37 protein-coding genes are annotated in these 23,433 nt (G+C 33.3%); 7 read left to right on the top strand and 30 right to left on the bottom strand.

Going from position 1 to position 23,433, the window contains the following annotated elements:
- Window positions 1–8 precede the first annotated feature (8 nt).
- The 24 genes from rplO to rpsL all read right to left on the bottom strand — a co-directional run bounded on the left by rplO (window position 9) and on the right by rpsL (window position 12,330).
- Entirely contained in the window at window positions 9–461 is a 453-nt protein-coding gene (gene rplO, locus ACU4C5_RS09050) for a 50S ribosomal protein L15 (RefSeq protein WP_446843884.1), read from the bottom strand.
- A 12-nt stretch (window positions 462–473) separates the two neighbouring features.
- Window positions 474–656, bottom strand: coding sequence for a 50S ribosomal protein L30 (rpmD, locus tag ACU4C5_RS09045; protein ID WP_446843883.1), 183 nt, complete (start codon window positions 654–656; stop codon window positions 474–476).
- Between the two features lie 11 nt (window positions 657–667).
- The gene (rpsE, locus tag ACU4C5_RS09040; RefSeq protein WP_446843881.1) at window positions 668–1,192 is read right to left on the bottom strand and encodes a 30S ribosomal protein S5; all 525 of its coding nucleotides are present in this window, start codon (window positions 1,190–1,192) and stop codon (window positions 668–670) included.
- Window positions 1,193–1,198: 6 nt separating this feature from the next.
- A complete protein-coding gene (gene rplR / locus ACU4C5_RS09035; protein ID WP_446843880.1) occupies window positions 1,199–1,555 on the bottom strand; it encodes a 50S ribosomal protein L18 in 357 nt (118 codons plus the stop codon).
- Window positions 1,556–1,565: 10 nt separating this feature from the next.
- The gene (gene rplF, locus ACU4C5_RS09030; protein ID WP_446843878.1) at window positions 1,566–2,108 is read right to left on the bottom strand and encodes a 50S ribosomal protein L6; all 543 of its coding nucleotides are present in this window, start codon (window positions 2,106–2,108) and stop codon (window positions 1,566–1,568) included.
- A 17-nt stretch (window positions 2,109–2,125) separates the two neighbouring features.
- Window positions 2,126–2,524, bottom strand: coding sequence for a 30S ribosomal protein S8 (gene rpsH / locus ACU4C5_RS09025; RefSeq protein ID WP_446843877.1), 399 nt, complete (start codon window positions 2,522–2,524; stop codon window positions 2,126–2,128).
- 75 nt (window positions 2,525–2,599) lie between these two features.
- Window positions 2,600–2,869, bottom strand: coding sequence for a 30S ribosomal protein S14 (gene rpsN / locus ACU4C5_RS09020; protein WP_446843876.1), 270 nt, complete (start codon window positions 2,867–2,869; stop codon window positions 2,600–2,602).
- Window positions 2,870–2,872: 3 nt separating this feature from the next.
- On the bottom strand, window positions 2,873–3,424 hold the full coding sequence (gene rplE / locus ACU4C5_RS09015; RefSeq protein WP_446843875.1) for a 50S ribosomal protein L5: 552 nt from the start codon (window positions 3,422–3,424) through the stop codon (window positions 2,873–2,875).
- A gap of 2 nt (window positions 3,425–3,426) precedes the next feature.
- Complete coding sequence (gene rplX / locus ACU4C5_RS09010; RefSeq protein ID WP_446843874.1) at window positions 3,427–3,738, bottom strand: 50S ribosomal protein L24; 312 nt, start codon at window positions 3,736–3,738, stop codon at window positions 3,427–3,429.
- 12 nt (window positions 3,739–3,750) lie between these two features.
- A complete protein-coding gene (gene rplN / locus ACU4C5_RS09005) occupies window positions 3,751–4,119 on the bottom strand; it encodes a 50S ribosomal protein L14 (RefSeq protein ID WP_446843873.1) in 369 nt (122 codons plus the stop codon).
- Between the two features lie 2 nt (window positions 4,120–4,121).
- Window positions 4,122–4,379, bottom strand: coding sequence for a 30S ribosomal protein S17 (gene rpsQ / locus ACU4C5_RS09000; protein ID WP_028283878.1), 258 nt, complete (start codon window positions 4,377–4,379; stop codon window positions 4,122–4,124).
- A 17-nt stretch (window positions 4,380–4,396) separates the two neighbouring features.
- A complete protein-coding gene (gene rpmC, locus ACU4C5_RS08995; protein WP_446843872.1) occupies window positions 4,397–4,588 on the bottom strand; it encodes a 50S ribosomal protein L29 in 192 nt (63 codons plus the stop codon).
- 12 nt (window positions 4,589–4,600) lie between these two features.
- On the bottom strand, window positions 4,601–5,020 hold the full coding sequence (rplP, locus tag ACU4C5_RS08990; RefSeq protein ID WP_446843871.1) for a 50S ribosomal protein L16: 420 nt from the start codon (window positions 5,018–5,020) through the stop codon (window positions 4,601–4,603).
- An 18-nt stretch (window positions 5,021–5,038) separates the two neighbouring features.
- A complete protein-coding gene (rpsC, locus tag ACU4C5_RS08985) occupies window positions 5,039–5,758 on the bottom strand; it encodes a 30S ribosomal protein S3 (RefSeq protein WP_446843870.1) in 720 nt (239 codons plus the stop codon).
- A gap of 9 nt (window positions 5,759–5,767) precedes the next feature.
- Entirely contained in the window at window positions 5,768–6,178 is a 411-nt protein-coding gene (rplV, locus tag ACU4C5_RS08980; RefSeq protein ID WP_446843869.1) for a 50S ribosomal protein L22, read from the bottom strand.
- A gap of 8 nt (window positions 6,179–6,186) precedes the next feature.
- Entirely contained in the window at window positions 6,187–6,465 is a 279-nt protein-coding gene (gene rpsS / locus ACU4C5_RS08975; RefSeq protein WP_446843868.1) for a 30S ribosomal protein S19, read from the bottom strand.
- Between the two features lie 10 nt (window positions 6,466–6,475).
- Window positions 6,476–7,303 carry a 50S ribosomal protein L2 gene (gene rplB / locus ACU4C5_RS08970; RefSeq protein ID WP_446843866.1) on the bottom strand — a complete coding sequence of 276 codons (828 nt, stop codon included), beginning with the start codon at window positions 7,301–7,303 and terminating at the stop codon, window positions 6,476–6,478.
- Window positions 7,304–7,314: 11 nt separating this feature from the next.
- Window positions 7,315–7,605, bottom strand: coding sequence for a 50S ribosomal protein L23 (rplW, locus tag ACU4C5_RS08965; protein ID WP_446843865.1), 291 nt, complete (start codon window positions 7,603–7,605; stop codon window positions 7,315–7,317).
- 6 nt (window positions 7,606–7,611) lie between these two features.
- A complete protein-coding gene (gene rplD / locus ACU4C5_RS08960; RefSeq protein WP_446843864.1) occupies window positions 7,612–8,241 on the bottom strand; it encodes a 50S ribosomal protein L4 in 630 nt (209 codons plus the stop codon).
- On the bottom strand, window positions 8,241–8,858 hold the full coding sequence (gene rplC, locus ACU4C5_RS08955) for a 50S ribosomal protein L3 (RefSeq protein ID WP_446843862.1): 618 nt from the start codon (window positions 8,856–8,858) through the stop codon (window positions 8,241–8,243). The genes rplD and rplC overlap by 1 nt, the downstream gene beginning before the upstream one ends.
- A gap of 152 nt (window positions 8,859–9,010) precedes the next feature.
- Complete coding sequence (gene rpsJ / locus ACU4C5_RS08950) at window positions 9,011–9,316, bottom strand: 30S ribosomal protein S10 (RefSeq protein ID WP_007650482.1); 306 nt, start codon at window positions 9,314–9,316, stop codon at window positions 9,011–9,013.
- A 10-nt stretch (window positions 9,317–9,326) separates the two neighbouring features.
- A complete protein-coding gene (fusA, locus tag ACU4C5_RS08945; protein ID WP_446843861.1) occupies window positions 9,327–11,453 on the bottom strand; it encodes an elongation factor G in 2,127 nt (708 codons plus the stop codon).
- A gap of 3 nt (window positions 11,454–11,456) precedes the next feature.
- Window positions 11,457–11,933 (bottom strand): 30S ribosomal protein S7, encoded by a 477-nt coding sequence (rpsG, locus tag ACU4C5_RS08940; protein ID WP_446843860.1) that lies wholly within the window; start codon window positions 11,931–11,933, stop codon window positions 11,457–11,459.
- A gap of 22 nt (window positions 11,934–11,955) precedes the next feature.
- The gene (gene rpsL, locus ACU4C5_RS08935; protein ID WP_019386263.1) at window positions 11,956–12,330 is read right to left on the bottom strand and encodes a 30S ribosomal protein S12; all 375 of its coding nucleotides are present in this window, start codon (window positions 12,328–12,330) and stop codon (window positions 11,956–11,958) included.
- A 173-nt stretch (window positions 12,331–12,503) separates the two neighbouring features.
- Here rpsL and ACU4C5_RS08930 point away from each other — a divergent pair, with 173 nt between their 5' ends.
- From ACU4C5_RS08930 to rlmB, 5 genes are all read left to right on the top strand, one after another.
- The gene (locus tag ACU4C5_RS08930) at window positions 12,504–14,192 is read left to right on the top strand and encodes a POTRA domain-containing protein (RefSeq protein ID WP_446843859.1); all 1,689 of its coding nucleotides are present in this window, start codon (window positions 12,504–12,506) and stop codon (window positions 14,190–14,192) included.
- A 95-nt stretch (window positions 14,193–14,287) separates the two neighbouring features.
- The gene (locus tag ACU4C5_RS08925) at window positions 14,288–14,521 is read left to right on the top strand and encodes a carboxypeptidase-like regulatory domain-containing protein (protein ID WP_446843858.1); all 234 of its coding nucleotides are present in this window, start codon (window positions 14,288–14,290) and stop codon (window positions 14,519–14,521) included.
- A 218-nt stretch (window positions 14,522–14,739) separates the two neighbouring features.
- On the top strand, window positions 14,740–15,021 hold the full coding sequence (locus ACU4C5_RS08920) for a TonB-dependent receptor plug domain-containing protein (protein ID WP_446846443.1): 282 nt from the start codon (window positions 14,740–14,742) through the stop codon (window positions 15,019–15,021).
- A gap of 122 nt (window positions 15,022–15,143) precedes the next feature.
- Window positions 15,144–15,437, top strand: a complete 294-nt coding sequence (locus ACU4C5_RS08915) for a SusD/RagB family nutrient-binding outer membrane lipoprotein (RefSeq protein WP_446843857.1) — start codon at window positions 15,144–15,146, stop codon at window positions 15,435–15,437.
- A 65-nt stretch (window positions 15,438–15,502) separates the two neighbouring features.
- Window positions 15,503–16,237 carry a 23S rRNA (guanosine(2251)-2'-O)-methyltransferase RlmB gene (gene rlmB, locus ACU4C5_RS08910; RefSeq protein ID WP_446843856.1) on the top strand — a complete coding sequence of 245 codons (735 nt, stop codon included), beginning with the start codon at window positions 15,503–15,505 and terminating at the stop codon, window positions 16,235–16,237.
- Here rlmB and ACU4C5_RS08905 read toward each other — a convergent pair.
- Window positions 16,234–17,001 (bottom strand): rhomboid family intramembrane serine protease, encoded by a 768-nt coding sequence (locus tag ACU4C5_RS08905; RefSeq protein ID WP_446843854.1) that lies wholly within the window; start codon window positions 16,999–17,001, stop codon window positions 16,234–16,236. The genes rlmB and ACU4C5_RS08905 overlap by 4 nt on opposite strands.
- 87 nt (window positions 17,002–17,088) lie before the next feature.
- Between ACU4C5_RS08905 and ACU4C5_RS08900 the strand changes: the two genes are divergently transcribed.
- Window positions 17,089–18,369 (top strand): replication-associated recombination protein A, encoded by a 1,281-nt coding sequence (locus ACU4C5_RS08900; RefSeq protein ID WP_446843853.1) that lies wholly within the window; start codon window positions 17,089–17,091, stop codon window positions 18,367–18,369.
- On the opposite strand, the gene ACU4C5_RS08895 is transcribed toward ACU4C5_RS08900, so the two are convergent.
- The 4 genes from ACU4C5_RS08895 to radC all read right to left on the bottom strand — a co-directional run bounded on the left by ACU4C5_RS08895 (window position 18,366) and on the right by radC (window position 22,021).
- Window positions 18,366–19,229: a hypothetical protein gene (locus ACU4C5_RS08895; RefSeq protein ID WP_446843852.1), complete on the bottom strand. Its 864-nt coding sequence runs from the start codon at window positions 19,227–19,229 to the stop codon at window positions 18,366–18,368. The genes ACU4C5_RS08900 and ACU4C5_RS08895 overlap by 4 nt on opposite strands.
- Window positions 19,230–19,261: 32 nt before the next feature.
- On the bottom strand, window positions 19,262–19,951 hold the full coding sequence (locus ACU4C5_RS08890) for a YjjG family noncanonical pyrimidine nucleotidase (protein WP_446843851.1): 690 nt from the start codon (window positions 19,949–19,951) through the stop codon (window positions 19,262–19,264).
- On the bottom strand, window positions 19,941–21,242 hold the full coding sequence (locus ACU4C5_RS08885; RefSeq protein WP_446843850.1) for a polysaccharide deacetylase family protein: 1,302 nt from the start codon (window positions 21,240–21,242) through the stop codon (window positions 19,941–19,943). Before ACU4C5_RS08885 ends, ACU4C5_RS08890 begins: the two co-directional genes overlap by 11 nt.
- Window positions 21,243–21,322: 80 nt before the next feature.
- Complete coding sequence (gene radC, locus ACU4C5_RS08880) at window positions 21,323–22,021, bottom strand: RadC family protein (RefSeq protein WP_446843849.1); 699 nt, start codon at window positions 22,019–22,021, stop codon at window positions 21,323–21,325.
- 52 nt (window positions 22,022–22,073) lie between these two features.
- Here radC and ACU4C5_RS08875 point away from each other — a divergent pair, with 52 nt between their 5' ends.
- Window positions 22,074–22,664 carry an FMN-binding negative transcriptional regulator gene (locus ACU4C5_RS08875; protein ID WP_446843848.1) on the top strand — a complete coding sequence of 197 codons (591 nt, stop codon included), beginning with the start codon at window positions 22,074–22,076 and terminating at the stop codon, window positions 22,662–22,664.
- On the opposite strand, the gene ACU4C5_RS08870 is transcribed toward ACU4C5_RS08875, so the two are convergent.
- Window positions 22,665–23,300: a hypothetical protein gene (locus ACU4C5_RS08870; RefSeq protein WP_446843847.1), complete on the bottom strand. Its 636-nt coding sequence runs from the start codon at window positions 23,298–23,300 to the stop codon at window positions 22,665–22,667.
- Window positions 23,301–23,433 lie beyond the last annotated feature (133 nt).

Here is a 23,433-nt window from a genome sequence, read left to right as displayed (position 1 = left end):
ATTATGTCTTATAAAGTTACAGCTTCTCCTCCTGCAGCTTCTATAGCAGCTTTTGCTGAAGCAGTAAATTTATGAGCGGTTACTGTTAATTTAGATTTTAACTCTCCACGTCCTAGTATTTTTACTACTTCGTTTTTTCCAGCTAAACCTAAAGAAACAAGAGTTTCAAAGTTTACAGTGTCTGTTATTTTTTTGTCCTCAACCAATTGTTGTATTACATCTAAGTTTACACCTTGATATGCTACTCTATTGATATTAGTAAATCCAAATTTTGGTACACGTCTTTGAAGTGGCATCTGCCCTCCTTCAAAACCAAGTTTTTTAGAATAACCTGAACGAGATTTTGCTCCTTTGTGACCACGTGTTGCAGTACCACCTTTTCCAGAACCTTGTCCTCTACCTATTCTTTTTCCTTGATTTTTTACTGAGCCTTCAGCTGGTTTTAAATTACTTAAGTTCATCTTAATGTTGTATTATTTTGTTTCTTCAAAAGAAACTAAATGTTTAACTTTATTTACCATACCAAGGATACTTGGAGTGGCATCATGCTCAACAACCTGACCGATTTTCTTTAAACCTAAAGCTTCTAATGTTAGCTTTTGTCTTTTAGTACGGTTGATTGCGCTTTTTACTTTTTTTACTTTAATCTTTGCCATCATCCTATAGTTTAGCCGTTAAATACTTTTTGTAATGAAATACCTCTGTCCTTAGCTATAGTTGCTGCATCTCTTAATTGTAATAAAGCATCAAAAGTTGCTTTTACAACGTTGTGAGGATTTGAAGATCCTTGAGACTTAGATAATACATCATGTACTCCTACTGCCTCAAGTACTGTTCTTACAGCACCCCCAGCAATAACTCCTGTACCAGGTGCTGCAGGAATGATATTTACTCTAGCTCCACCAAACTTACCTTTTTGTTCATGTGGTAAAGTTCCTTTAATGATAGGAATTCTTACTAAGTTTTTCTTAGCGTCTTCGATAGATTTAGCGATTGCTGTTGCAACATCTTTAGATTTCCCTAAACCATGTCCTACAACTCCTGCTTCATCTCCTATTACTACAATAGCTGAAAATCCGAAAGCTCTACCTCCTTTTGTTACTTTTGTAACTCTCTGTACCCCAACTAAACGATCTTTAAGATCTAATCCACTTGGTTTAACTAATTCTGCGTTTTTATATTTTTGATACATAATTTCTTAGAATTTAAGTCCTGCTACTCTAGCTCCTTCAGCTAATGATTTTACTCTTCCGTGATACTGGTATCCACCTCTATCAAAAGAGATAGTTTCTACTCCTGCTTTAAGTGCTCTTTCAGCGACAGCTTTCCCTACTAAGGTTGCTTTTTCTGTTTTAGTACCTGTTGCTGAACTAATATCTTTATCTCTTGAAGAAGCAGCACTGATAGTCTTACCAGTTACATCATCTACAACTTGAGCATAAATTTCTTTATTACTTCTAAAAACAGCTAAACGTGGTCTAGATTCAGTTCCTGAAACTACTTTACGAATTCTGCTTTTGATTCTTAATCTTTTTTGATTCTTTGTCAATGCCATAACTACTCTATTAAGCTGATTTACCTGCTTTTCTTCTTAATACTTCTCCTACAAACTTAACTCCTTTTCCTTTATAAGGTTCTGGTCTTCTAAAACCACGGATTTTAGCAGCAACTTGTCCTACTAATTGTTTATCGTGAGAAGTTAATTTAATGATTGGATTTTTACCTTTTTCTGAGATAGTCTCAACTTTTACTTCTGGAGCGATGTCCAAAACAATATTGTGAGAAAATCCTAAAGCTAAATCTAATTTTTGTCCTTGGTTTGAAGCTCTATAACCTACTCCTACCAATTCTAATTCTTTAGTCCAACCTTTAGAAACACCTTCAATCATGTTGTTAATTAAAGCTCTATAAAGTCCGTGCTTAGCTCTTGTGTCTTTCTTATCAGAATCACGAGATACTATTGCTTTACCTTCTTCTACTTTAATTTCTACTCCTGAAAATTCTTGAGTTAATTCTCCTAATTTACCTTTTACAGTAATTACATTGTCTTTAACTTCTAATGTAATTCCTTCCGGAATTGCTACTGGGTTATTACCTATTCTTGACATGTTCTTTCTGCTTTAAATTAGTAAACGTAACACAATAACTCACCACCAACATTTTCTCTTTGCGCTTGTTTTCCTGTTAACACCCCGTGAGATGTTGAAACAATTGCAATTCCAAGTCCGTTAAGGATTCTTGGCATTTCGGTAGAACTTGCATATTTACGTAAACCTGGTTTACTTATTCTCTGAATCTTCTTAATTACAGACTCTTTTGTTTCTTTATTGTATTTAAGAGCTATTTTAATAGTTCCTTGTACTGAAGAATCATCGAATTTGTAACTTAAAATATATCCTTGATCGAATAATATTTTAGTGATTTCTTTCTTAAGATTTGATGCAGGTATTTCAACCACTCTGTGGTTAGCTTTTACTGCATTTCTAACTCTCGTTAGGTAATCCGCTATTGGATCTGTATACATATTTATTAATTTGCGGTTTTGGTTTTTAAAATGGAACGATTCCTTCTAAACTTCAAACCAATTTGTAATCTGTTTTTACCAAGATGCTTTCTTTACACCTGGTATAAGTCCTTGATTCGCCATTTCACGAAAAGTAACACGAGAAACTCCAAAAGTTCTCATGTAACCTTTTGGTCTTCCTGTTAATTTACAACGGTTGTGTTGGCGTATAGGTGAAGCATTTTTTGGTAACTTTTGTAATGCATCATAATCTCCAGCTTCTTTTAAAGCTTTACGTTTTTCTGCATACTTAGCTACTGTTTTTGATCTTTTCACCTCACGGGCTTTCATTGATTCTTTAGCCATAACTTAGTTCTTTTTAAAAGGTAATCCTAATTCTGTTAATAACGATTTTGCTTCCTTATCTGTCGCTGCAGTAGTTACAAAAGTTATATCCATACCTGAAATTTTATTAATCTTATCGATATCAATTTCTGGAAAAATGATTTGTTCAGTAACTCCTAAATTGTAGTTTCCTCTTCCATCAAATCCAGTAGCTTTGATACCACTAAAATCTCTTACTCGTGGTAAAGCAGAAGTAATTAAACGGTCTAAAAATTCATACATTTGCTCACCTCTTAAAGTTACACGAACACCAATTGGCATTCCTTTACGTAACTTAAAAGTTGCAACATCCTTTTTAGATAATGTAGCTACAGCTTTTTGACCAGAAATTTTTGTTACTTCATCAATTGCATGATCAATTAACTTCTTGTCTGAAACTGCTGCACCAACACCTTTAGATATTACTATCTTAGTCAGTTGTGGAACTTGCATTATATTTTTATAACCAAATTCGTCTGTAAGAGCAGAAACTATTTTGTCCTTGTACTCTTGTTTTAATCTTGGAATATAAGCCATAACTATATTACTTCATTAGATTTTTTTGAAAATCTTACTTTTTTGTCACCTTCAATTTTCATTCCTATTCTTGTAGTTTCCCCTTTTGAGGTTAACAAAGATAGGTTAGAAATATGAATTGGCGCTTCTTTTTCTACGATTCCACCTTGAGGGCTTTGTGCACTTGGTTTAGTATGTTTCTTAACCATGTTCACACCTTCTACGATGGCTTTGTTCTTATCAATTAATACTTTAACTACTTTACCTTCTGACCCTTTGTGATCTCCTGCAAGTACTTTTACTGTATCTCCTGATTTTATTTTAAGCTTTGTCATCTTCTTTATCAATTAAAGCACTTCTGGTGCCAATGATACAATTTTCATGAATGATTTATCACGAAGTTCTCTAGCAACTGGTCCAAAAACACGTGTTCCTCTCATTTCTCCTTGCGGATTTAAAAGTACACAAGCATTGTCGTCAAATCTGATGTAAGATCCATCTGGACGTCTTACTTCTTTTTTAGTACGAACAACAACTGCTGTTGAAACTGCTCCTTTTTTAATGTTTCCATTAGGAGTAGCGTCTTTTACAGACACTACTATTTTATCCCCAATAGAAGCATATCTTCTTTTAGTACCACCTAGAACACGTATTGTTAATACTTCTTTTGCTCCGGTGTTATCAGCTACTTTTAATCTTGATTCTTGTTGTACCATAATTACTTCGCTCTTTCAATTATTTCTACTAATCTCCAACATTTAGATTTACTTAAAGGTCTTGTTTCCATGATCTTTACAGTATCTCCAATATTGCAGTCGTTTGTCTCATCGTGTGCAACGTATTTCTTCGTCTTTAACACGAACTTTCCATACATAGGATGTTTTACTTTTTTTACTTCAGCAACTACAATTGATTTTTGCATTTTGTTACTAGTAACTATTCCTATACGTTCTTTTCTTAAGTTTCTTTTTTCCATCTTTCAGCAGAATACAGTTATTGTATTTCTCTTTTAGTTAATTCAGTGGCAATTCTAGCTACTGAACGTCTTACGTTTCGTAACTGGATAGGATTTTCTAAAGGAGATATTGTATGAGCCATTTTTAGCTCTGAATAACTCTTTTTTGTGTCTCCAAGTTTGTCTTGTAACTCAGCTGTAGATAGCTGTTTAATTTCTGATTGCTTCATAATCTTGTTTTATTAAGCTTCGAAATCTCGAGCTATAAGGAATTTAGTTTTTACTGGTAATTTTTGTGCTGCTAAACGTAAAGCTTCTTTAGCTACGTCTAGTGACACACCACCTATTTCAAAAATAATTCTTCCTGGTTTAACGACTGCTACCCAATATTCTACAGCACCTTTACCTTTACCCATACGTACCTCTAGAGGTTTTTTAGTGATAGGTTTGTCTGGAAATACTTTAATCCAAAGTTGACCTTCTCTTTTCATATGACGTGTAGCGGCAATACGAGCTGCTTCTATTTGACGTGATGTTAAGAAATTCGAATCGAGTGATTTTATACCAAACATTCCATTAGAAAGTTCGTGACCTCTTCCGGAATTTCCTTTCATACGTCCTTTTTGGACTTTACGAAATTTTGTTTTTTTCGGTTGTAACATTTTTTCTTACTTTAAAAATTACTTTCTACGACGAGATTTGTTGTTCCCACCACGTCCTCCACCAGACTTACCTTGTTTTTTAGACAACCCTACAAGTGGAGAAAGTTCTCTTTTACCATATACTTCACCTTTCATGATCCATACTTTGATACCCAATCTACCATAAGTAGTATGCGCCTCAACTAAAGCATAGTCAATATCGGCTCTGAATGTTGATAAAGGAATTCTACCTTCTTTATAGTGCTCTGAACGTGCCATTTCAGCTCCGTTTAAACGACCACTAATTTGAATTTTGATTCCTTCTGCGTTCATGCGTATAGCAGCGGCGATTGCCATCTTGATTGCACGTCTGTAAGAAATTCTGTTTTCTATTTGACGAGCAACGCTCGATCCTACTAAAAATGCATCTAGCTCAGGTCTCTTAATTTCGAAGATATTAAGTTGAACTTCCTTATCTGTAATCTTTTTAAGCTCTTCTTTTAACTTGTCTACCTCTTGTCCACCTTTTCCGATAATAATACCAGGTCTAGCAGTAGTGATAGTAACGGTTACAAGTTTAAGAGTACGCTCTATGATTACTCTTGACACACTAGCTTTAGATAAACGAGCATGGATATACTTTCTGATTTTATCGTCCTCAGCAAGTTTATCTCCATAATCATTACCACCATACCAGTTAGATTCCCATCCTCTGATGATTCCTAAGCGATTTCCGATTGGATTTGTTTTTTGTCCCATACCTCTATCTTAGCTTTGTGTGTTTTTATTTAATGCGCCAATCACGATTGTTACGTGATTAGAACGCTTTCTAATTCTGTGTGCACGACCTTGAGGTGCTGGGCGCAATCTTTTTAACATTGCTCCACCATCTACTCTAATCTCTTTTACAAATAAGTTTGCGTCCTCAATACTTTCATCTTCGTTTTTCGCTTGCCAGTTAGCTATTGCAGATAACAATAACTTCTCTAAACGACGAGATGCTTCTTTTGAACTAAACTTAAGGATCTGAAGAGCTTGTTCTGCTTTCTTCCCTCTAACCAAGTCTGCTACTAAGCGCATTTTCCTTGGTGAAGTAGGACAGTTATTAAGTTTAGCAAAAGCGATGTGCTTTCTTTCTTCCTTAATAGCGTCTGCCATTTGTTTTTTACGACTTCCCATAGCTCTACTTATTTTTTACCTTTATTTTTTGCACCTGCGTGTCCTCTAAAAGAACGTGTTGGTGAAAATTCTCCTAACTTATGACCTACCATGTTTTCTGTAACGAATACAGGAACAAATTGACGACCATTGTGTACTGCTATTGTTTGACCAACAAAATCTGGAGAAATCATAGAGGCTCTTGACCACGTTTTGATTACTGTCTTTTTGTTAGATGCAATGTTTTCAGCAACTTTTTTGTCTAATTTATAATGGATGTAAGGTCCTTTTTTTAATGAACGTGCCATATTATCTCAATTATTTCTTTCTACGTTCTACAATATATTTATTACTTGCTTTAGTTTTAGAACGAGTTCTAAATCCTTTAGCAGGAATACCATTTTTAGATCTAGGGTGACCTCCTGAAGATTTACCTTCACCACCTCCCATTGGGTGATCTACTGGATTCATAACTACTGGTCTTACTCTTGGTCTTCTACCTAACCATCTACTTCTACCTGCTTTACCAGATACTAGTAATTGATGATCAGAATTAGAAACTACACCAATTGTAGCCATACATTCTACAAGTATAAGTCTTGTTTCTCCAGACGGTAATTTCACTGTTGCGAACTTACCATCTCTTGCCATTAATTGAGCAAATGCTCCAGCACTTCTTGCCATTACCGCTCCTTGTCCAGGACGTAATTCAATACAAGAAATTATTGTTCCTAAAGGAATTTGGCTTAAAGGCATTGCATTACCAATTTCTGGGGCAACATCTGATGCTCCTGAAACTAATGATTGCCCTACTTGTAAACCATTCTGTGCAATAATGTATCTTTTTTCGCCATCTTGATAATTCAATAATGCAATAAAAGCTGTTCTGTTTGGATCATACTCGATAGACTTAACTTCTGCAGGAACTCCTACTTTGTTACGCTTGAAATCGATAATACGATACTTTCTTTTGTGACCTCCACCAATATGGCGCATGGTCATCTTTCCTTGACTGTTTCTACCACCAGATCTTTTGTTCGGAACGAGTAAACTCTTTTCCGGCTTATCAGTAGTTATGGCGTCAAATCCATTTACTACTCTAAATCGCTGAGCTGATGTGATTGGTTTTAATTTTCTTACTGACATTTTTTGTCTAATTACATGTTAGTGTATAAATCAATTACTTCACCTTCCGCCAGTTGTACTAATGCCTTCTTAACAGCATTAGTTTTACCATGTTGAATACCAGTTTTTGTAAACTTAGTACTACGATCTGGACGGACATTTATAGTACGAACTTTTTCAACAGAAACTCCATAAGCAGCTTCCACTGCTTTTTTGATTTCTACCTTGTTCGCCTTTTTGTTCACTTGAAAGCTAAAGCAGTTGTTTAACTCGCTATTTGTTGTTGCTTTTTCAGTGATTATCGGTTTAATTAAGATATTCATGGCTTCCTATTTACTTAAATTCGTTTCAATTCCTTCTAAAGAACTCTCTAAAAGAATTAATTTATTTGCGTTTAAAATCTTATAAGTATTTAATTCTGAAGTAGTTATTACATCAGACCCTTTAAAATTACGTGAAGACAAATATACATTTTTATTTGAATTACCCAAGACAAATAATGATTTTTTATCCTGAATATCAAGTGCTTTCAAAATTGCAGTGAAATTCTTTGTCTTTGGAGATTCAAAATTAAAGTCTTCCAGTACAACGATAGATTGTTCACCTGCTTTAATACTTAATGCAGATTTACGCGCTAAACGCTTAAGGTTTTTATTTAATTTTATGCTATAATTTCTTGGTCTTGGTCCGAACATACGTCCTCCACCTCTAAATACACCAGATTTGATACTTCCTGCACGTGCAGTACCTGTACCTTTTTGTTTTTTAATCTTACGTGTACTACCAGAAATCTCTGCTCTTTCTTTAGCCTTATGCGTTCCTTGACGTTGGTTAGCAAGATATTGCTTAACGTCTAGGTATACTGCATGATTATTTGGCTCAATAGCGAACACACCTTGAGAAAGCTCTGCTTGTCTACCTGTGTCTTTTCCGTTTATATCTAAAACTGCTACTTTCATTATTTCTGAATAATTACATAAGAGTTTTTGTGTCCTGGAACACATCCTTTAACTACGATTAAGTTCTTTTCTGGAACTACTTTGTAGACTCTTAAATTTTCAACATTCACTCTTTCGCCACCCATTCTTCCGGCCATTTTCATTCCTTTGAATACTCTCGCTGGATATGAAGCTGCACCAATTGAACCTGGAGCTCTTAATCGGTTGTGTTGACCGTGGGTCGCTTGACCTACACCAGCAAAACCATGACGTTTTACAACTCCTTGGAAACCTTTTCCTTTTGAAGTTCCTGCAATATCAACGTATTCACCTTCTAAAAAGTGTTCTACGGTGATTGCATCACCTAATTTGTAACCTTCTTCAAATCCTTGGAATTCTACGACTTTTCTCTTAACAGAAGTACCAGCTTTTTTGGCGTGACCCATTTCAGCTTTTGTAGCACTTTTCTCTGTCTTGTCATCGAAACCAAGTTGAAGAGCACTGTACCCGTCTACCTCTTCGGTTCTGACTTGGGTAACGATACATGGTCCAGCTTCGATTACTGTACATGGAATATTTTTTCCATTTTCATCGAAAATGCTGGTCATACCGATCTTCTTTCCTATTAACCCAGACATAATTTTAATTATTAATTATTAATATTTGTTTTCAAAAAAAATTCAGGGTCAAAATACGTTTCAACCCTGAATTGTATTTTTAACCGTTTTTCCTTCGCTCGCAGCTTAGGACATGTTACACATTAACTTAGTTAATGTGATGTTTGTTGTAATTATACTTTAATTTCAACTTCAACTCCACTTGGTAATTCAAGTTTCATTAAGGCATCAATTGTTTTTGATGAAGAAGAGTATATATCTAATAAACGCTTATAAGAGCTTAATTGAAATTGTTCTCTTGACTTCTTGTTTACGTGTGGTGAACGTAATACAGTGAAAATCTTTTTGTGAGTTGGTAAAGGAATTGGTCCTGTTACTACTGCACCTGTACTTTTTACTGTTTTTACAATCTTATCAGCAGACTTGTCTACTAAGTTATGATCGTAAGATTTTAATTTAATTCTGATTTTTTGACTCATATTCTTAGTTTTAAGCGTCTGTTCCTTTAGCTGCTTTGATAACCTCTTCAGATATATTTGAAGGTGTTTCAGCATAATGTGAAAATTCCATTGTTGACGTTGCACGACCTGAAGATAATGTTCTTAATGTTGTTACATATCCAAACATTTCTGATAATGGTACGGTTGCTTTTACAGTTTTTGCTCCTGCTCTATCACCCATATCACTAACTTGACCTCTTCTTCTGTTTAAATCTCCAACAATATCACCCATGTTTTCTTCAGGAGTAATTACCTCAAGTTTCATGATTGGTTCCATTATTACAGCTTTTGCAGCTTTAGCACAGTTTTTGAATCCTAATTTAGCAGCTAATTCAAAAGATAGTTGATCTGAATCCACATCGTGGTAAGAACCATCTCTTAATGTTACTTTCATAGCATCTACTTCAAAACCTGCTAAAGGTCCGTTTACCATTGCTTGTTTAAATCCTTTTTCAATAGAAGGTATAAATTCTTTAGGAACGTTACCACCTTTAATTACAGATTCAAACTGAAGACCTACAACACCTTCGTCTGCTGGTTCAACCGTAAATACGATATCAGCAAATTTTCCACGACCACCTGATTGTTTTTTGTAAACTTCTCTATGATCTGCAGATTGTGTAATAGCTTCTTTATACTCTACTTGTGGTTGTCCTTGGTTTACTTCAACCTTAAACTCACGTTTTAAACGGTCAACAATTACATCTAAGTGTAATTCTCCCATTCCAGAGATAATAGTTTGTCCTGAAGCTTCATCAGAACGCACTGTAAATGTAGGATCTTCTTCAGCTAATTTAGCTAAACCTAAACCTAATTTATCAACATCTGCTTTAGTTTTTGGTTCAACCGCGATTCCAATTACTGGGTCTGGGAAGTCCATTGATTCTAAAACAATAGGATGATCTTGAGATGATAATGTATCTCCTGTTTTGATAGATTTAAATCCAACAGCAGCTCCAATATCTCCTGCTTCGATATAATCAATTGCATTTTGCTTGTTAGCATGCATTTGATAGATACGAGAGATACGTTCTTTTTTACCTGAACGGTTATTTAACACATAAGAACCTGCATCTAAACGACCAGAGTAAGCTCTAAAGAATGCTAAACGTCCTACGAAAGGATCTGTAGCAATTTTAAATGCTAATGCTGCGAAAGGTTCGTCAACACTAGGCTTACGTAATTCTTCTAATTCTGTATCAGGATTCATTCCTCTAATTCCTTCCTTATCCATTGGAGAAGGCAGGTAACGACATACAGCATCTAATAAGAACTGAACACCTTTATTTTTGAAGGCTGAACCACAAATCATTGGAATAATTGCCATATCCATTACAGCTGCTCTAAGTGCTTTGTGCACTTCTTCTTCTGTAATTGAATCTTCATCTTCCATGAATTTCTCTAAAAGATTCTCATCATATCCTGCTACTTCTTCAATTAAAAGCGCACGATATTTACGAGCTTCTTCCTTCATATCCTCAGGGATTTCGATAACATCGAAAGTTGCTCCTTGAGTTTCATCGTGCCATACTATAGCACGGTTTTTTACTAAATCGATAATACCTTTAAAATCTTCTTCGTCACCAATGTTTAAAACGATTGGCACCGCGTTTGATTTTAACATATCTTTTACTTGTTGACAAACTCCTAAAAAGTCAGATCCTTGACGGTCCATTTTATTAACGAAACCTATTCTTGGCACTTTATAGTTATCTGCTAATCTCCAGTTAGTTTCAGATTGTGGCTCAACACCATCAACTGCACTAAATAAAAATACTAATCCATCTAATACACGTAAAGATCTATTTACTTCTACAGTAAAATCAACGTGACCAGGAGTATCAATGATATTGAAATGATAATCCATTGTATCTGGAGTAGGCTCAGCATTTTCTAATGGAAACTTCCATGTACAAGTTGTAGCTGCAGACGTAATAGTAATACCACGTTCTTGCTCTTGCTCCATCCAGTCCATTGTTGCAGCACCATCATGTACTTCACCAATTTTGTGTGAAACTCCTGTATAATAAAGAACACGCTCAGTTGTTGTTGTTTTACCAGCATCAATATGAGCTGCGATTCCAATATTTCTTGTGAATTTTAAATCTCTTGCCATGTCTTAAAATCTAAAGTGAGAGAATGCTTTATTAGCTTCTGCCATTTTGTGAGTATCAACTCTTTTCTTAACAGCTGCTCCTTCTTCTTTAGCTGCTGCTAAGATTTCTGAAGCTAATTTTTGTGCCATTGATTTTTCGTTTCTCTTACGAGAGTAACCGATAAGCCATTTCATTGCTGTTGAAACTTTACGGTCTGGACGAATTTGCATTGGAATTTGAAATGTTGCTCCACCTACTCTACGACTACGCACTTCTACGTGAGGCATAACGTTAGATAAGGCATCTTTCCATGTTTCTAATCCTGTTTTTTCTTCATCAGTTTTCTTAGACTCTACAATATCAATTGCGTCATAGAATACTTTAAAAGCTACTGACTTCTTACCGTCCCACATCATCATGTTAACAAAACGAGTTACTAACTGGTCGTTAAAACGTGGATCTGGTAAAAGCGGTCTCTTTTTTGCTGCTCTTTTTCTCATGTCTTCTTCTTAAAGTTGTTAATTACTTTTTAGGGCGTTTTGCACCGTATTTAGATCTACGTTGTGTTCTTCCTGATACACCTGCTGTATCTAAAGCACCACGAACGATGTGATATCTAACTCCTGGCAAATCTTTTACCCTTCCACCTCTAACCAATACTATCGAGTGCTCTTGTAAATTGTGTCCTTCACCACCGATGTATGCATTAACCTCGTTACCGTTTGTTAAACGAACCCTTGCTACCTTACGCATTGCTGAGTTTGGTTTCTTAGGTGTAGTTGTATAAACACGAGTACACACACCACGTCTTTGTGGACACGAATCTAAAGCAGCCGATTTACTCTTCTTGGTTATTTTGGCTCTTCCTTTTCGTACTAATTGTGAAATTGTTGGCATATATTCCTATATAAATTTATTAATTCCTCTCTTTAGAGGGGGTGCAAATGTACTAATAAAAATTAATTTTTCAAATCTTAATTGATTAATTTTAAAAAGTTTGCTGTTTTTTTTTAGTACTACATATTTTTAATTCATAATTTCCGTTAGTTTTGAAAAATATATTCTTTTTAATGCGCAAACTTATTTTTTGGTCTTTTTTAGCATTTGGATTGCTGTTTTCGGCAAGCCTATTTTCGCAATCTCTAGTTTTAAATATTATTGGAACTTCGGATGAGGACACTAAAATTATAGACTCTTTTAACCCGCAGAAAGAATTTAAAGATTATCAATCCTTAAAAAAAGAAGTCGATTTTATTTCATCTAAACTTCAAAAATCAGGATATTTAGAAAGCGAACTTCTATCTATATATAAGGAGAATGATTCTACACACGTGGCACAATTCAATTTAAATTCTAAATATGCAACTATTCGTATTTCTTATGGTACATTTTTCTCTCCAAAAATTTTAGAATCTATTTCTGATAAAATAAACAAAGATACGTTTGAGATTACTTTTGAAACATTAGAAGAAACGCTTACTTACTTAAATACACAGTTATCAAATGAAGGTGATCCTTTTTCTTCTCTTCAATTAAAAAATATAATAAAAAAAAACACCACAACTCTTACAGCTGAATTAGAAATAGTAAGCAACACTCCTAGAACTATTGATAAGATAATTGTGAAAGGTTATGAAAAATTTCCGAAGTCATACTTAAAACGATTTTTAAAACTAAAAACCAACTCCCCATTTAATTTAAACAGTATAAAGGAAAAAACAGCTATATTAAATGATTTACAATTTGCTAGCCAAATAAAAGATCCTGAAGTTTTATTCACCAAAGATTCTACAACACTATATATATATGTAGAAAAAACAAAAAGTAATGCTTTTGATGGTTTTTTAGGTTTTGGAACTAGTGAAGAGAGTAACAAATTAGAATTTGATGGGTATTTAAATTTAAACCTTGTTAACAACCTTAATTATGGTGAATCACTAAAACTATATTATAAAAGCGATGAAAGTGAACAGAAAACTTTTGATGTAAACGTAAAGCTTCCTTATTTGTTTAGCTCTCCGATAGGAATGGATTTGTCCTTAAATATTTTTAAGAAAGACTCGTCATTTATAACAGCAACACAAACGGCAAAATTATTTTATCAAATTAATTCAAAAAATCAAGTTTCCTTAGGAACCAGTTCTACAACTTCTAGTAATTTATTAGATGCCGAGACCACTACAATTACAGATTACACATCAAACTATTACAGCTTAAATTTTACACACAACACCCAACAATTATACGATATACTTTTTCCTACAAATTTTTTATTCAATCTTTCTGGAGGTATTGGAAATAGAGAAACTTCACTAGAATCTCTACAGCAGAAAAAACTAGAACTTGACACGTATAAAATTTTTAATTTCAATCCTTACAATAGTATTTATTTAAGATTGAATGGTGCCTACCTACAATCTAACGATTATCTTGAAAATGAATTATTCCGTTTTGGAGGAATTAATTCTATAAGAGGATTTGAAGAAAACACTTTAACCGCCAATTTATACAGTGTTTTTAATACCGAATATCGTTACCGCGTAAACAACTCACTATACGTACACACCGTATTTGATGCTGCTTATTTTGAGAATCAATTTAATAATACAAAAGGCAAATTACTTGGGTTTGGGTTTGGGTTTGGATTACTCACCAAAAGCGGTTTATTCAAACTAAATTATTCGAGTGGGAAAACCGAAAACCAAAACTTCAAGCTATCAAACTCTAAACTACATATTAGTTTATCTACAGTTTTTTAACTCTTTTTACAAGAATTACATAAAGCTTTCAACTAAATCATTGTTTTTTTTAAAAAAAACTTTTTATTAGCATTTTGAGATAGGCTAATTTAAATATGAAAACAAAGTTTAGTGGAATTCTTACGCTACTACTAGCGTTTGTTGTGCAATTAAGTTATGCGCAAGAAAAGAAAGTTTCAAGAACAGTGACAGACCAATCTGGTATACTCATTCCTGGAGTAAATATTGTCATAAAAGGAACAAGTAATGGAACCCAAACGGATTTTGATGGAAATTACGCTATCAAATCCAATACCGGTGATATTATAATTTTAGTTATGTCGGTTTAAAATCCCAAGAGATTACAATTGCAGCTTCTAACGAAATAAACATTGTAATGAAAGAAGATGCAGCTGTATTAGACGAGGTTGTTGTAACCGCATTGGGAATAAAAAGAGACAAAAAAAGCTTAGGATATGCCACTCAAAAAGTTGATGGTGAATCGGTTTAAAAAGTAAAAAATTCTAATTTTGTAAACTCCTTATCAGGTAAAGTTGCTGGTTTAGACATTAAATCATCAAGAACACTTGGAGGATCAACTAATGTGGTTATTAGAGGTAGTAACTCTATCTCAGGAAACAATCAAGCCCTTTTTGTAATTGATGGCGTTCCAATAAGTAACGAAAACACAAATACTAGCAATCAAACTCTAGATCGTGGTGGTTATGATTACGGAAACGCATCATCAGATATTAATCCTGATGACATTGGAATCTATAAACATTTTAAAAGACGCTGCTGCAACTGCGCTTTATGGATCTGGAGGAATTCGCGGAGCGGTAATTATTAACTAAAAAAGGAATTGGGGTTACATTAAGCTCAAGTCTTATGGTTGGAACTGCCGACACATTTTACACTAATGGAATTACAGCTTCTATTGAATACTAGGGAAGAACACCTACAGAAATCTCAATGTATTTAGCAGATTCTGAAGTTATTTATAGTACTGCCACAGGAACATGTAGACAAAAAATTGGAACACAATTTTGGTTAGCAATGTACAACAGAGGATTTGAAGGTTGGACCGTATGGAGAAAATACGATTTCCCTGCAATGAATATTGCCTTTGACACAGGAGATCCTGTACCGTACAGATACACTTACCTTGTTGATGAACAAAACTTAAATGTAACCAATTGGGATGCCGCTGCAACTGCCATTGGTGGTGATGAACAGGCAACAAAAATATTTTGGGATACCATGTAAATAGTTTTTAAATAATTAAAAGCCTCATAAGTTAACTTATGAGGCTTTTTTTATACCTTTGCAGCATGGAAAAAGAAACCACTATTTTTGGAATAAGAGCAATAATTGAAGCTATAAAATCTGGAGAGAATATTGATAAAATATTTCTTCAAAAAGGATTAAAAGGTGAATTATTTACAGAGCTAGAACAACTCTTAAAAAAAGAGCGTCTAAACTCATCTTATGTACCTGTTGAAAAATTAAACAGATTAACCAAAAAGAACCATCAAGGTGCGGTAGCACAAATTGCGCCTATCACCTTTCATGATATTGAAGATTTAGTCTTAAATGCTATTGAATCTGGTAAACCACCGTTATTTCTTTTATTAGATCAATTAAGTGATGTAAGAAATTTTGGTGCAATTATTAGAACTGCAGAATGTACAGGTGTTTCTGGAATTATAATTCAGAAAAAAGGTGGAGCTCCAGTAAATGGTGATGCTATAAAAACTAGTGCTGGTGCAATTTTTAAAATTCCAATATGTAAGGTAGATCACATTAAAGATGCCGTATTCCATATGCAAGCATCAGGAATTAAAGTGATTGCTGCTACAGAAAAAACAGACAATACAGTATACGATGTTTCTTTTAAAGAACCATGTGCTATCATTATGGGATCTGAAGGAAGAGGAATTAACCCTTCGGTACTTTCTATTGCAGATGAAAAAGCAAAACTACCAATTCTTGGAGAGATAGAATCCCTTAATGTATCTGTAGCTTGTGGTGCTTTCTTATACGAAGCCGTAAGACAACGTCGTTAATTTTCAGAATTTTCTTCCGAAGAACTCTTTTTAAACACATAAGTAAATTTTTGTTCCGTAGGAGGAACAACATCTAAACTAGGTGTAATTTCCTCCTCTGGTTCAATCTCTATAAAATTTCCGTCGGTATCAAAATGCTTTAAAAACGGATCATTTTCTTCGTCATACTCAGGTTGTTCCCACACATATTTTTTTGGTTTCGCTATGGTTTTTCTAAAAATTAAAGCAAAAACTAAACCTGTAATTAGTCCGCCTAAATGCCCTTCCCAAGACATACCTTCTTTTACAGGAAACACATACCAAATCATACTTCCGTATAAAAATATTACTAAAAGCGATAATGCAATAAGTCTAAAATGTTTTGCAAACACGCCTTTAAAAAATATAAAACTCACTAACACATAAATTAGTCCACTTGCTCCAATATGGTTTGCAGGCCTACCAATTGCCCAGGTAATTAACCCTGAACATATAATCCCAAAGAATAAGATTTTCCAGGATATTTTTCGATAGAAATAAAATAAAGCTACAGAAAGCACGAAAAGCGGAATGGTATTATGATACAGATGTTCTATATCCGAATGAATAAAAGGACTAAAAATAACACCTCTTAAACCCTTAAAAGTTTGAGGATATACACCAAAAGTTTTTATTACTGAAAAAAAACGAACTTGCATCCAAAACACCACCCAAATTACGAGTACAAAAAACACAGGGTATGCGATCACACCCGTTGAATATTTAAAATGCTGTTGCTGATTCATAGTTCCATTTTTAAAAATATAGTCAAAATCTTTACCATTTATTTGTTTTATGAAATATTGTCACGCACAATTTTGTAATTTTACATTATGAATGAACCGTTAGCAGAACGTTTAAGACCAAAACACTTAAAAGATTATTTAAGTCAGACTCATTTAATTGGACCAAAAGGTGTGTTGACACAACACATAAAACGTGGTATAATTCCGTCGATAATTTTTTGGGGACCTCCAGGAACCGGAAAAACAACTTTGGCAAATATTATTGCTAACGAGTCTGACCGTCCGTTTTACACATTAAGTGCCATAAATTCTGGCGTAAAAGATATTAGAGAAGTTATTGATAAGGCAAAACAAAGCGGTGGTCTATTCACTACAAAAAACCCTATTTTATTTATTGATGAAATACACCGATTTAGCAAATCGCAACAAGACTCTTTACTCCAAGCTGTTGAAAAAGGCTGGGTAACTCTTATTGGTGCAACTACAGAAAACCCAAGTTTTGAAGTGATTCCTGCATTAATTTCGCGGTCACAAGTTTATGTTTTAAAGTCGTTTAGCAAAAGTGATTTAGAAGCCTTACTTAATCGTGCAATTACTGATGACGAAATTTTATCTAAACGCAATATCATCATTAAAGAAACTGAATTTTTAATTCGGTTATCCGGTGGAGACGCTAGAAAACTTCTAAATATTTTTGAACTAATTGTCACATCTTTTGGCCCGGAAGAAGACATTATTATTACCAACGATATTGTATCAGAAAAAGTACAGAATAACACAGTACGTTATGACAAAACTGGTGAACAACATTACGATATTATTTCGGCGTTTATAAAATCGATAAGAGGAAGCGATCCAAATGCTGCCGTTTATTGGTTAGCACGAATGATCGAAGGTGGCGAAGATGTAAAATTTATTGCGCGACGTTTACTCATTTTAGCAAGTGAAGATATTGGTAATGCAAATCCTACAGCTTTAGTGATTGCAAATAATGCATTTCAGGCGGTATCTGTAATTGGTTTTCCTGAATCTCGTATCATTTTAAGTCAGTGCACCACATATTTAGCAACATCACCAAAAAGCAACGCGGCTTACGAAGCCATTGGTAGAGCTCAACAAGTAGTTAGAGAAACTGGGGATTTATCGGTACCACTTTCGGTTAGAAATGCACCAACAAAATTAATGAAAGAGTTAGGTTATGGTGACAATTACCAATACGCACATAACTACGAAAACAATTTTGCTACGCATGAATTTTTACCTGATGAAATAAAAAACACCACATTTTATCAACCCGGAAATAACGCTAGAGAAAATGCACAACGTGAATTTTTAAAACAACGTTGGAAAGATAAGTACAATTATTAAAATTTAATATTCAGTACGTTTACAGAAACTGTTGCACCATCATTTTTTGAGTAATACCAAACACCTGCTTCATTATATATAATAGCCGTATCATTTTTTACAACATATACATTGGTTTTTGCTGTTTTTAAAATCACATAAACAACTTTTGGAGAACGATCAACAAGCTGAAAACCATTAACAATAGCTTGTGCATATAATACATTTTCAGTTTGTTTCGTTACAACTTTAGCAACTACATTTTCAGTATTATGAGGAGTTTTATGTTCTGAAACAACAGCTTTAGTAATTGCTTTAGTCTTTTCAACTTTTAAAGCTTCAAGTTCTTTTTTAAGTGCAATTATTTCACTGTTAGAACTTTCTTTAATATCATCTGTTTTTGAATTCTCAATGGATAAAGCTAAAATATGAGCATTTGGTTTATACACATAATTTAATTGTTGATAACTCTCAAAAGCATCACGTATCGCTTCTTTATAAGCTTTATCAAAAGATTTATCTCGAGACTCACCTACTTTTGAGGTATACACTAATGTGCCTTTACAGTCTTTTAAACTCATTGTCAATTTGGTTTTAAAAACACCACCTCTTTCATCTTTTACATCTACGTAAAGTGCTAAACATTTATTAAGTGCTAAATCTTCAGGAACATCTTCGTCTTCTAAAAAAGCAACATATCCGTATTTATTGAATAAAAATTCGGTTAAAGAATTTAATTGATATTTGTCTTTTTCCTTTAAAAATTCATATTGATTTGGCACCACAATGTATTTATAATCATTAACACTTTCTTGCGAAAACATTTGAGTTGGTGCTGCTAATAAAAAGGTGATAACGGTAAGTATATATTGAAATTTCATAATGTAAAATGAATTTTTATAATTGATAAAAGTTAAAGGTGATTTTTTAATTCAATTAAATCATCAACAACTGTAATATGCGGATCGAAATCATGCTTATGGTAATTAAAAAAGACAGCATCAATCCCATAATCTAAAGCACCAATAATATCTGCTTCATAATTGTCGCCAATCATAATACTTTCTTCTACTGAAGCATTAGCAGCGTTTAAAGCATATTCAAAAATTAAAGGATTTGGTTTTTTTACACCAGCCATTTCAGAATTAGTTACGGTTTCAAAATAATTAGAAATATTTGAACGTTCCAACTTCTTTTGCTGCGCTTCTTTAAAGCCGTTAGTAATAATATGTAATTTATATTTAGGTTTTAAATATTCCAAAACAGCCATTGTATTTTCAAACACATGATTAAAAGTGGTAAGATATGTAATATAATCATCGGCTATTTCAAAAATCACAGTATCTAAAACCTTACAGTTTACGGCATCAAAACTTTCTTTTAATCTACCATAGCGTAATTGTTCTTTATCTACTTTTTCATCTCTATAAAGTTTCCAGTATTTTAAATTTATAGGTTGATAAGCTGCTAAAAAATCATTTATAGTAATATCAATATGATGCATTTTAAAAATTTTCTGAAATGTTAATTCTGAATTCTTATCAAAATCCCAAAGTGTGTGATCCAAATCGAAAAACACATGTTTTATAACCTTACTCTTCATTTACTGAGTCTAAAATAATATTGAATAATTCTCTAAATCCTGTCCAACGGACATCATAACTAAACGTATAATTATGAAAAACAGGCGTAAACGTCCCGTTTACATTTTTCACTTGACGAATGAGTCGTAGTAACTCTTCTTTCTTATCTAAAAGTGAGTGTTTTTTTAATAATGCATAATCAATACAATGAAACCCATTAACTTGTAATGGAGTTTGTATTTCGTAATCTAAATCATAAAACTGAAAAGGCGTGCAAGTTCCTGCTCTAAAACCTAAGGCATCAATATATCCCATGGTAAAATCTTGAGCAATTTCTAATTCTATTAAATTTCTGTAAGATTCTGGTAATTGTAATTTTGAAAATGAATATCTAGAAGCTACTAAATTATAGTTCACTACAGATTCCATTTTAAGTTTTTCTTTTTTTAGAATACGAATGTCTTCTAAAGCAAAATAAGAAGCTTTAAGTCCTACTCTACAATAATCAGACACCGATTTTATAAGTGACACAAACGCTTTCTTATTGATATTAATATTTTTATCATACGTAGAATAATCACCAATTAAAAAGAGAACAAGTATTTTATGTTTGGTTTGTTTCTGTTTGGTAATAATCCATTTAAACGTATCATAAGGATCGCGTTTAAAACCCGAAATCACTAAATAACGTTCATAAACTTGCTTTAAACGCAATCTATAAATATCAGTTAATGTTCCTCCAACAGTACGCATTAATCCTTTGTGTTTATAAAAATAGGCCATTGGCACATCTATAACTGGTTGGATATTGTATTTTTTTTCGGGAAACTGAAAATCTGGAAATTGTGCTTCAAGAAGACTTTTAAATTTATACGCCCAAATATCTACAACTGGCTGTTGTAAAAAATCATTATTAAAAGCTAGACTTTCTTTAGCAGGAAACCGGCCATATTCATCTTTTACATGTGGTAAATATTCTTCGTATCGACTTAATAAATAAAAAGCAGCCGCAAAAATATCAAATGGCAGACTACTCTTTTCTCCTGCTGTAAAAAAACACTTGGTATTTTCCCATTTCTGAACAAAAATTTCAACATCCGAGAAACCTTGTTCATATAACAAACTATGAGAACGCACAAAAACCTCATTACTTAAAGGCTGTTTGGCATAAGACATTTTTAAGCTATCATGCGCTATAAAATCTTCAATAGTTGTGGTAAAACTTACCGGAATACCAAGTATGCGTGTACAAATATGTTTGAACACGTAAGATAATCTTGGCGTAATTTTATGAGTGAAAACTAATAGCATAAATAGCGTCTTACAAAGGGTTAAATTTACAAATTACAAATTAGTCAACAGATAATTTAGCTGGTGATTTTTATAATATTTTACAAGATACTTTCGTCTGCAAAACTAAAATAACTGGTTTCTGTTACAATAAGATGATCTAACACTTTTATATCTAAACTTTGTGCTGCTAATTTTAATTTCTGAGTAATTTGTTTATCGGCTTCACTAGGAATTAATGTTCCTGAGGGATGATTATGAGCTAAAATTAACCCAATAGCACCAACTTGCAAAGCCGTTTTTAATACCAAACGCACATCAACCAAAGTCCCAGTGATACCTCCTTTGCTTAATTGGTTTTTCTGAATCACTTTATTGGAGTTATTTAAATAGATAATCCAAAATTCTTCGTGAGGTAATTCGCCAATAATGGGTTGCATAATTTCGTACACAGATTTACTAGATGTAATTTTATTAAGCTTTAGCGCTTCTTCTCCTCGCCTTCTTCGTCCTAACTCTAAAGCTGCAGTAATGGTAATTGCTTTAGCCTCTCCAATCCCTTTAAATTGCATTAATTCTTTTAAAGACAACTTTCCAAGCGCATTAAGATTATGGTTCACACTTGCCATAATACGCTTACTTAAATCTACTGCACTTTCTTCTCTATTTCCTGAGCCAATTAATATCGCAACTAATTCAGCATCACTTAATACTGCTTTTCCTTTGTCGCGAAGTTTCTCACGAGGTTGATCATCTTGCGACCAATTTTTTATAGAAAATGAATCTGGTTTCTGTTCCATATGTAGTAAATATAATTATTGTAAATTTCAGACGCAAAAAATACATCATATTTTGAACTACCCACCAAAACATCATCAAAATGAGAACGTTAACCAAATGATTAGCGTTATTGAAACTTATCCACTAGCTATGGTGATTTCAGTGAAAGATAACGTGCCATATATTTCTCATTTACCTTTAATTTATAAAGACGGAAAACTTATTGGACATTTAGATAAAAATAATCCACAAGCTAATTTACTTAATAATAATGCTGAAGTTACTGTGATTTTTAACGGTCCGCAAAGCTATATTTCGCCTAGTATTTTTGACAAAGGACATTTACCAACATGGAATTATATTGCAGTTCACTTAAAAGGAAAGGTTTCAGAAATTAAAAATACTGAACATATAAAAGCCAGTTTAGTTCACATGACGCAACACCTTGAAGCTCCAGATCACAAATATCAACTAGATATAAACGATCCAAAATTAGAACAATTTGTAAGCTATGTAAAAGGTTTTGAAATTACGATTACCGATTGGGAAGGTAAATTTAAACTCTCAAAAGATAAGACTCCAGAAGATATTGAAAACGCTCGAAATGAATTATTACGTGCGAATAAAGAAAGTATTAAAAAGTTTTTAAATAGTGTCTTTTAATTATTGAATCGAATAAGAATTAAGCACTGTTTTATATAAAATCTGACCTCCAGATACTAAAGATACAGAACTAGAAACTAAACCTATCCCTTCTGCGTAATAATAATTGTCTAAACCTAATAATTGTTCTCCTTCTGGAGTTTTTGCATATACTAACATTTGGTTACAAGTAAACTCTCCTGCTTCAACTGTTACTGTAGCTAACTCTTCTAAATTTTGATTATAAATACTCCCCCAACTTTCTTCAGACATTAACCGTTCGGAAAAATCATTATTTACAAAAAGCGCTCTATTATATTCATCAAATAAAGTTCCATCTTCTATTCTTCGGTATTGAAATGTTTCACCATTGCCAGGTAAAAAACTATTATTCTCTACTCCAGAAGTAACAATTTTTAGCTTGTAAAAGCTATTACCTTCAATAGTCTCCATACTTACCACAAAAACATCTTGATCTGCTCCATAGTATTCTAATGTTTGAGTTTGAGAATTATGTTGATAAATATTGTAACTCCAAGAGTTACCTACTTGTAATCCATAAAAATTAGATTGCGGTTCTGGTGTACTTTCTTCGTCGTCTGAAGTACAAGAAAAAGCGAAAGCAATAATGCATAATGAGAGAATAATACGTTTCATTTTGATGTAAGTTTAATTAGTTTGTGAAATTCAAAAACGTAGTTGTGTTGTATACGTTTGGTTTATAACAATTATAACGAAGAAATATATTCTTTATTATTGTAATCAATAAAATAATTAAAGCTCCTTTTTT

Source organism: Lacinutrix undariae (assembly GCF_052934785.1).
This window is presented reverse-complemented; position numbering and strand designations above follow the sequence as displayed.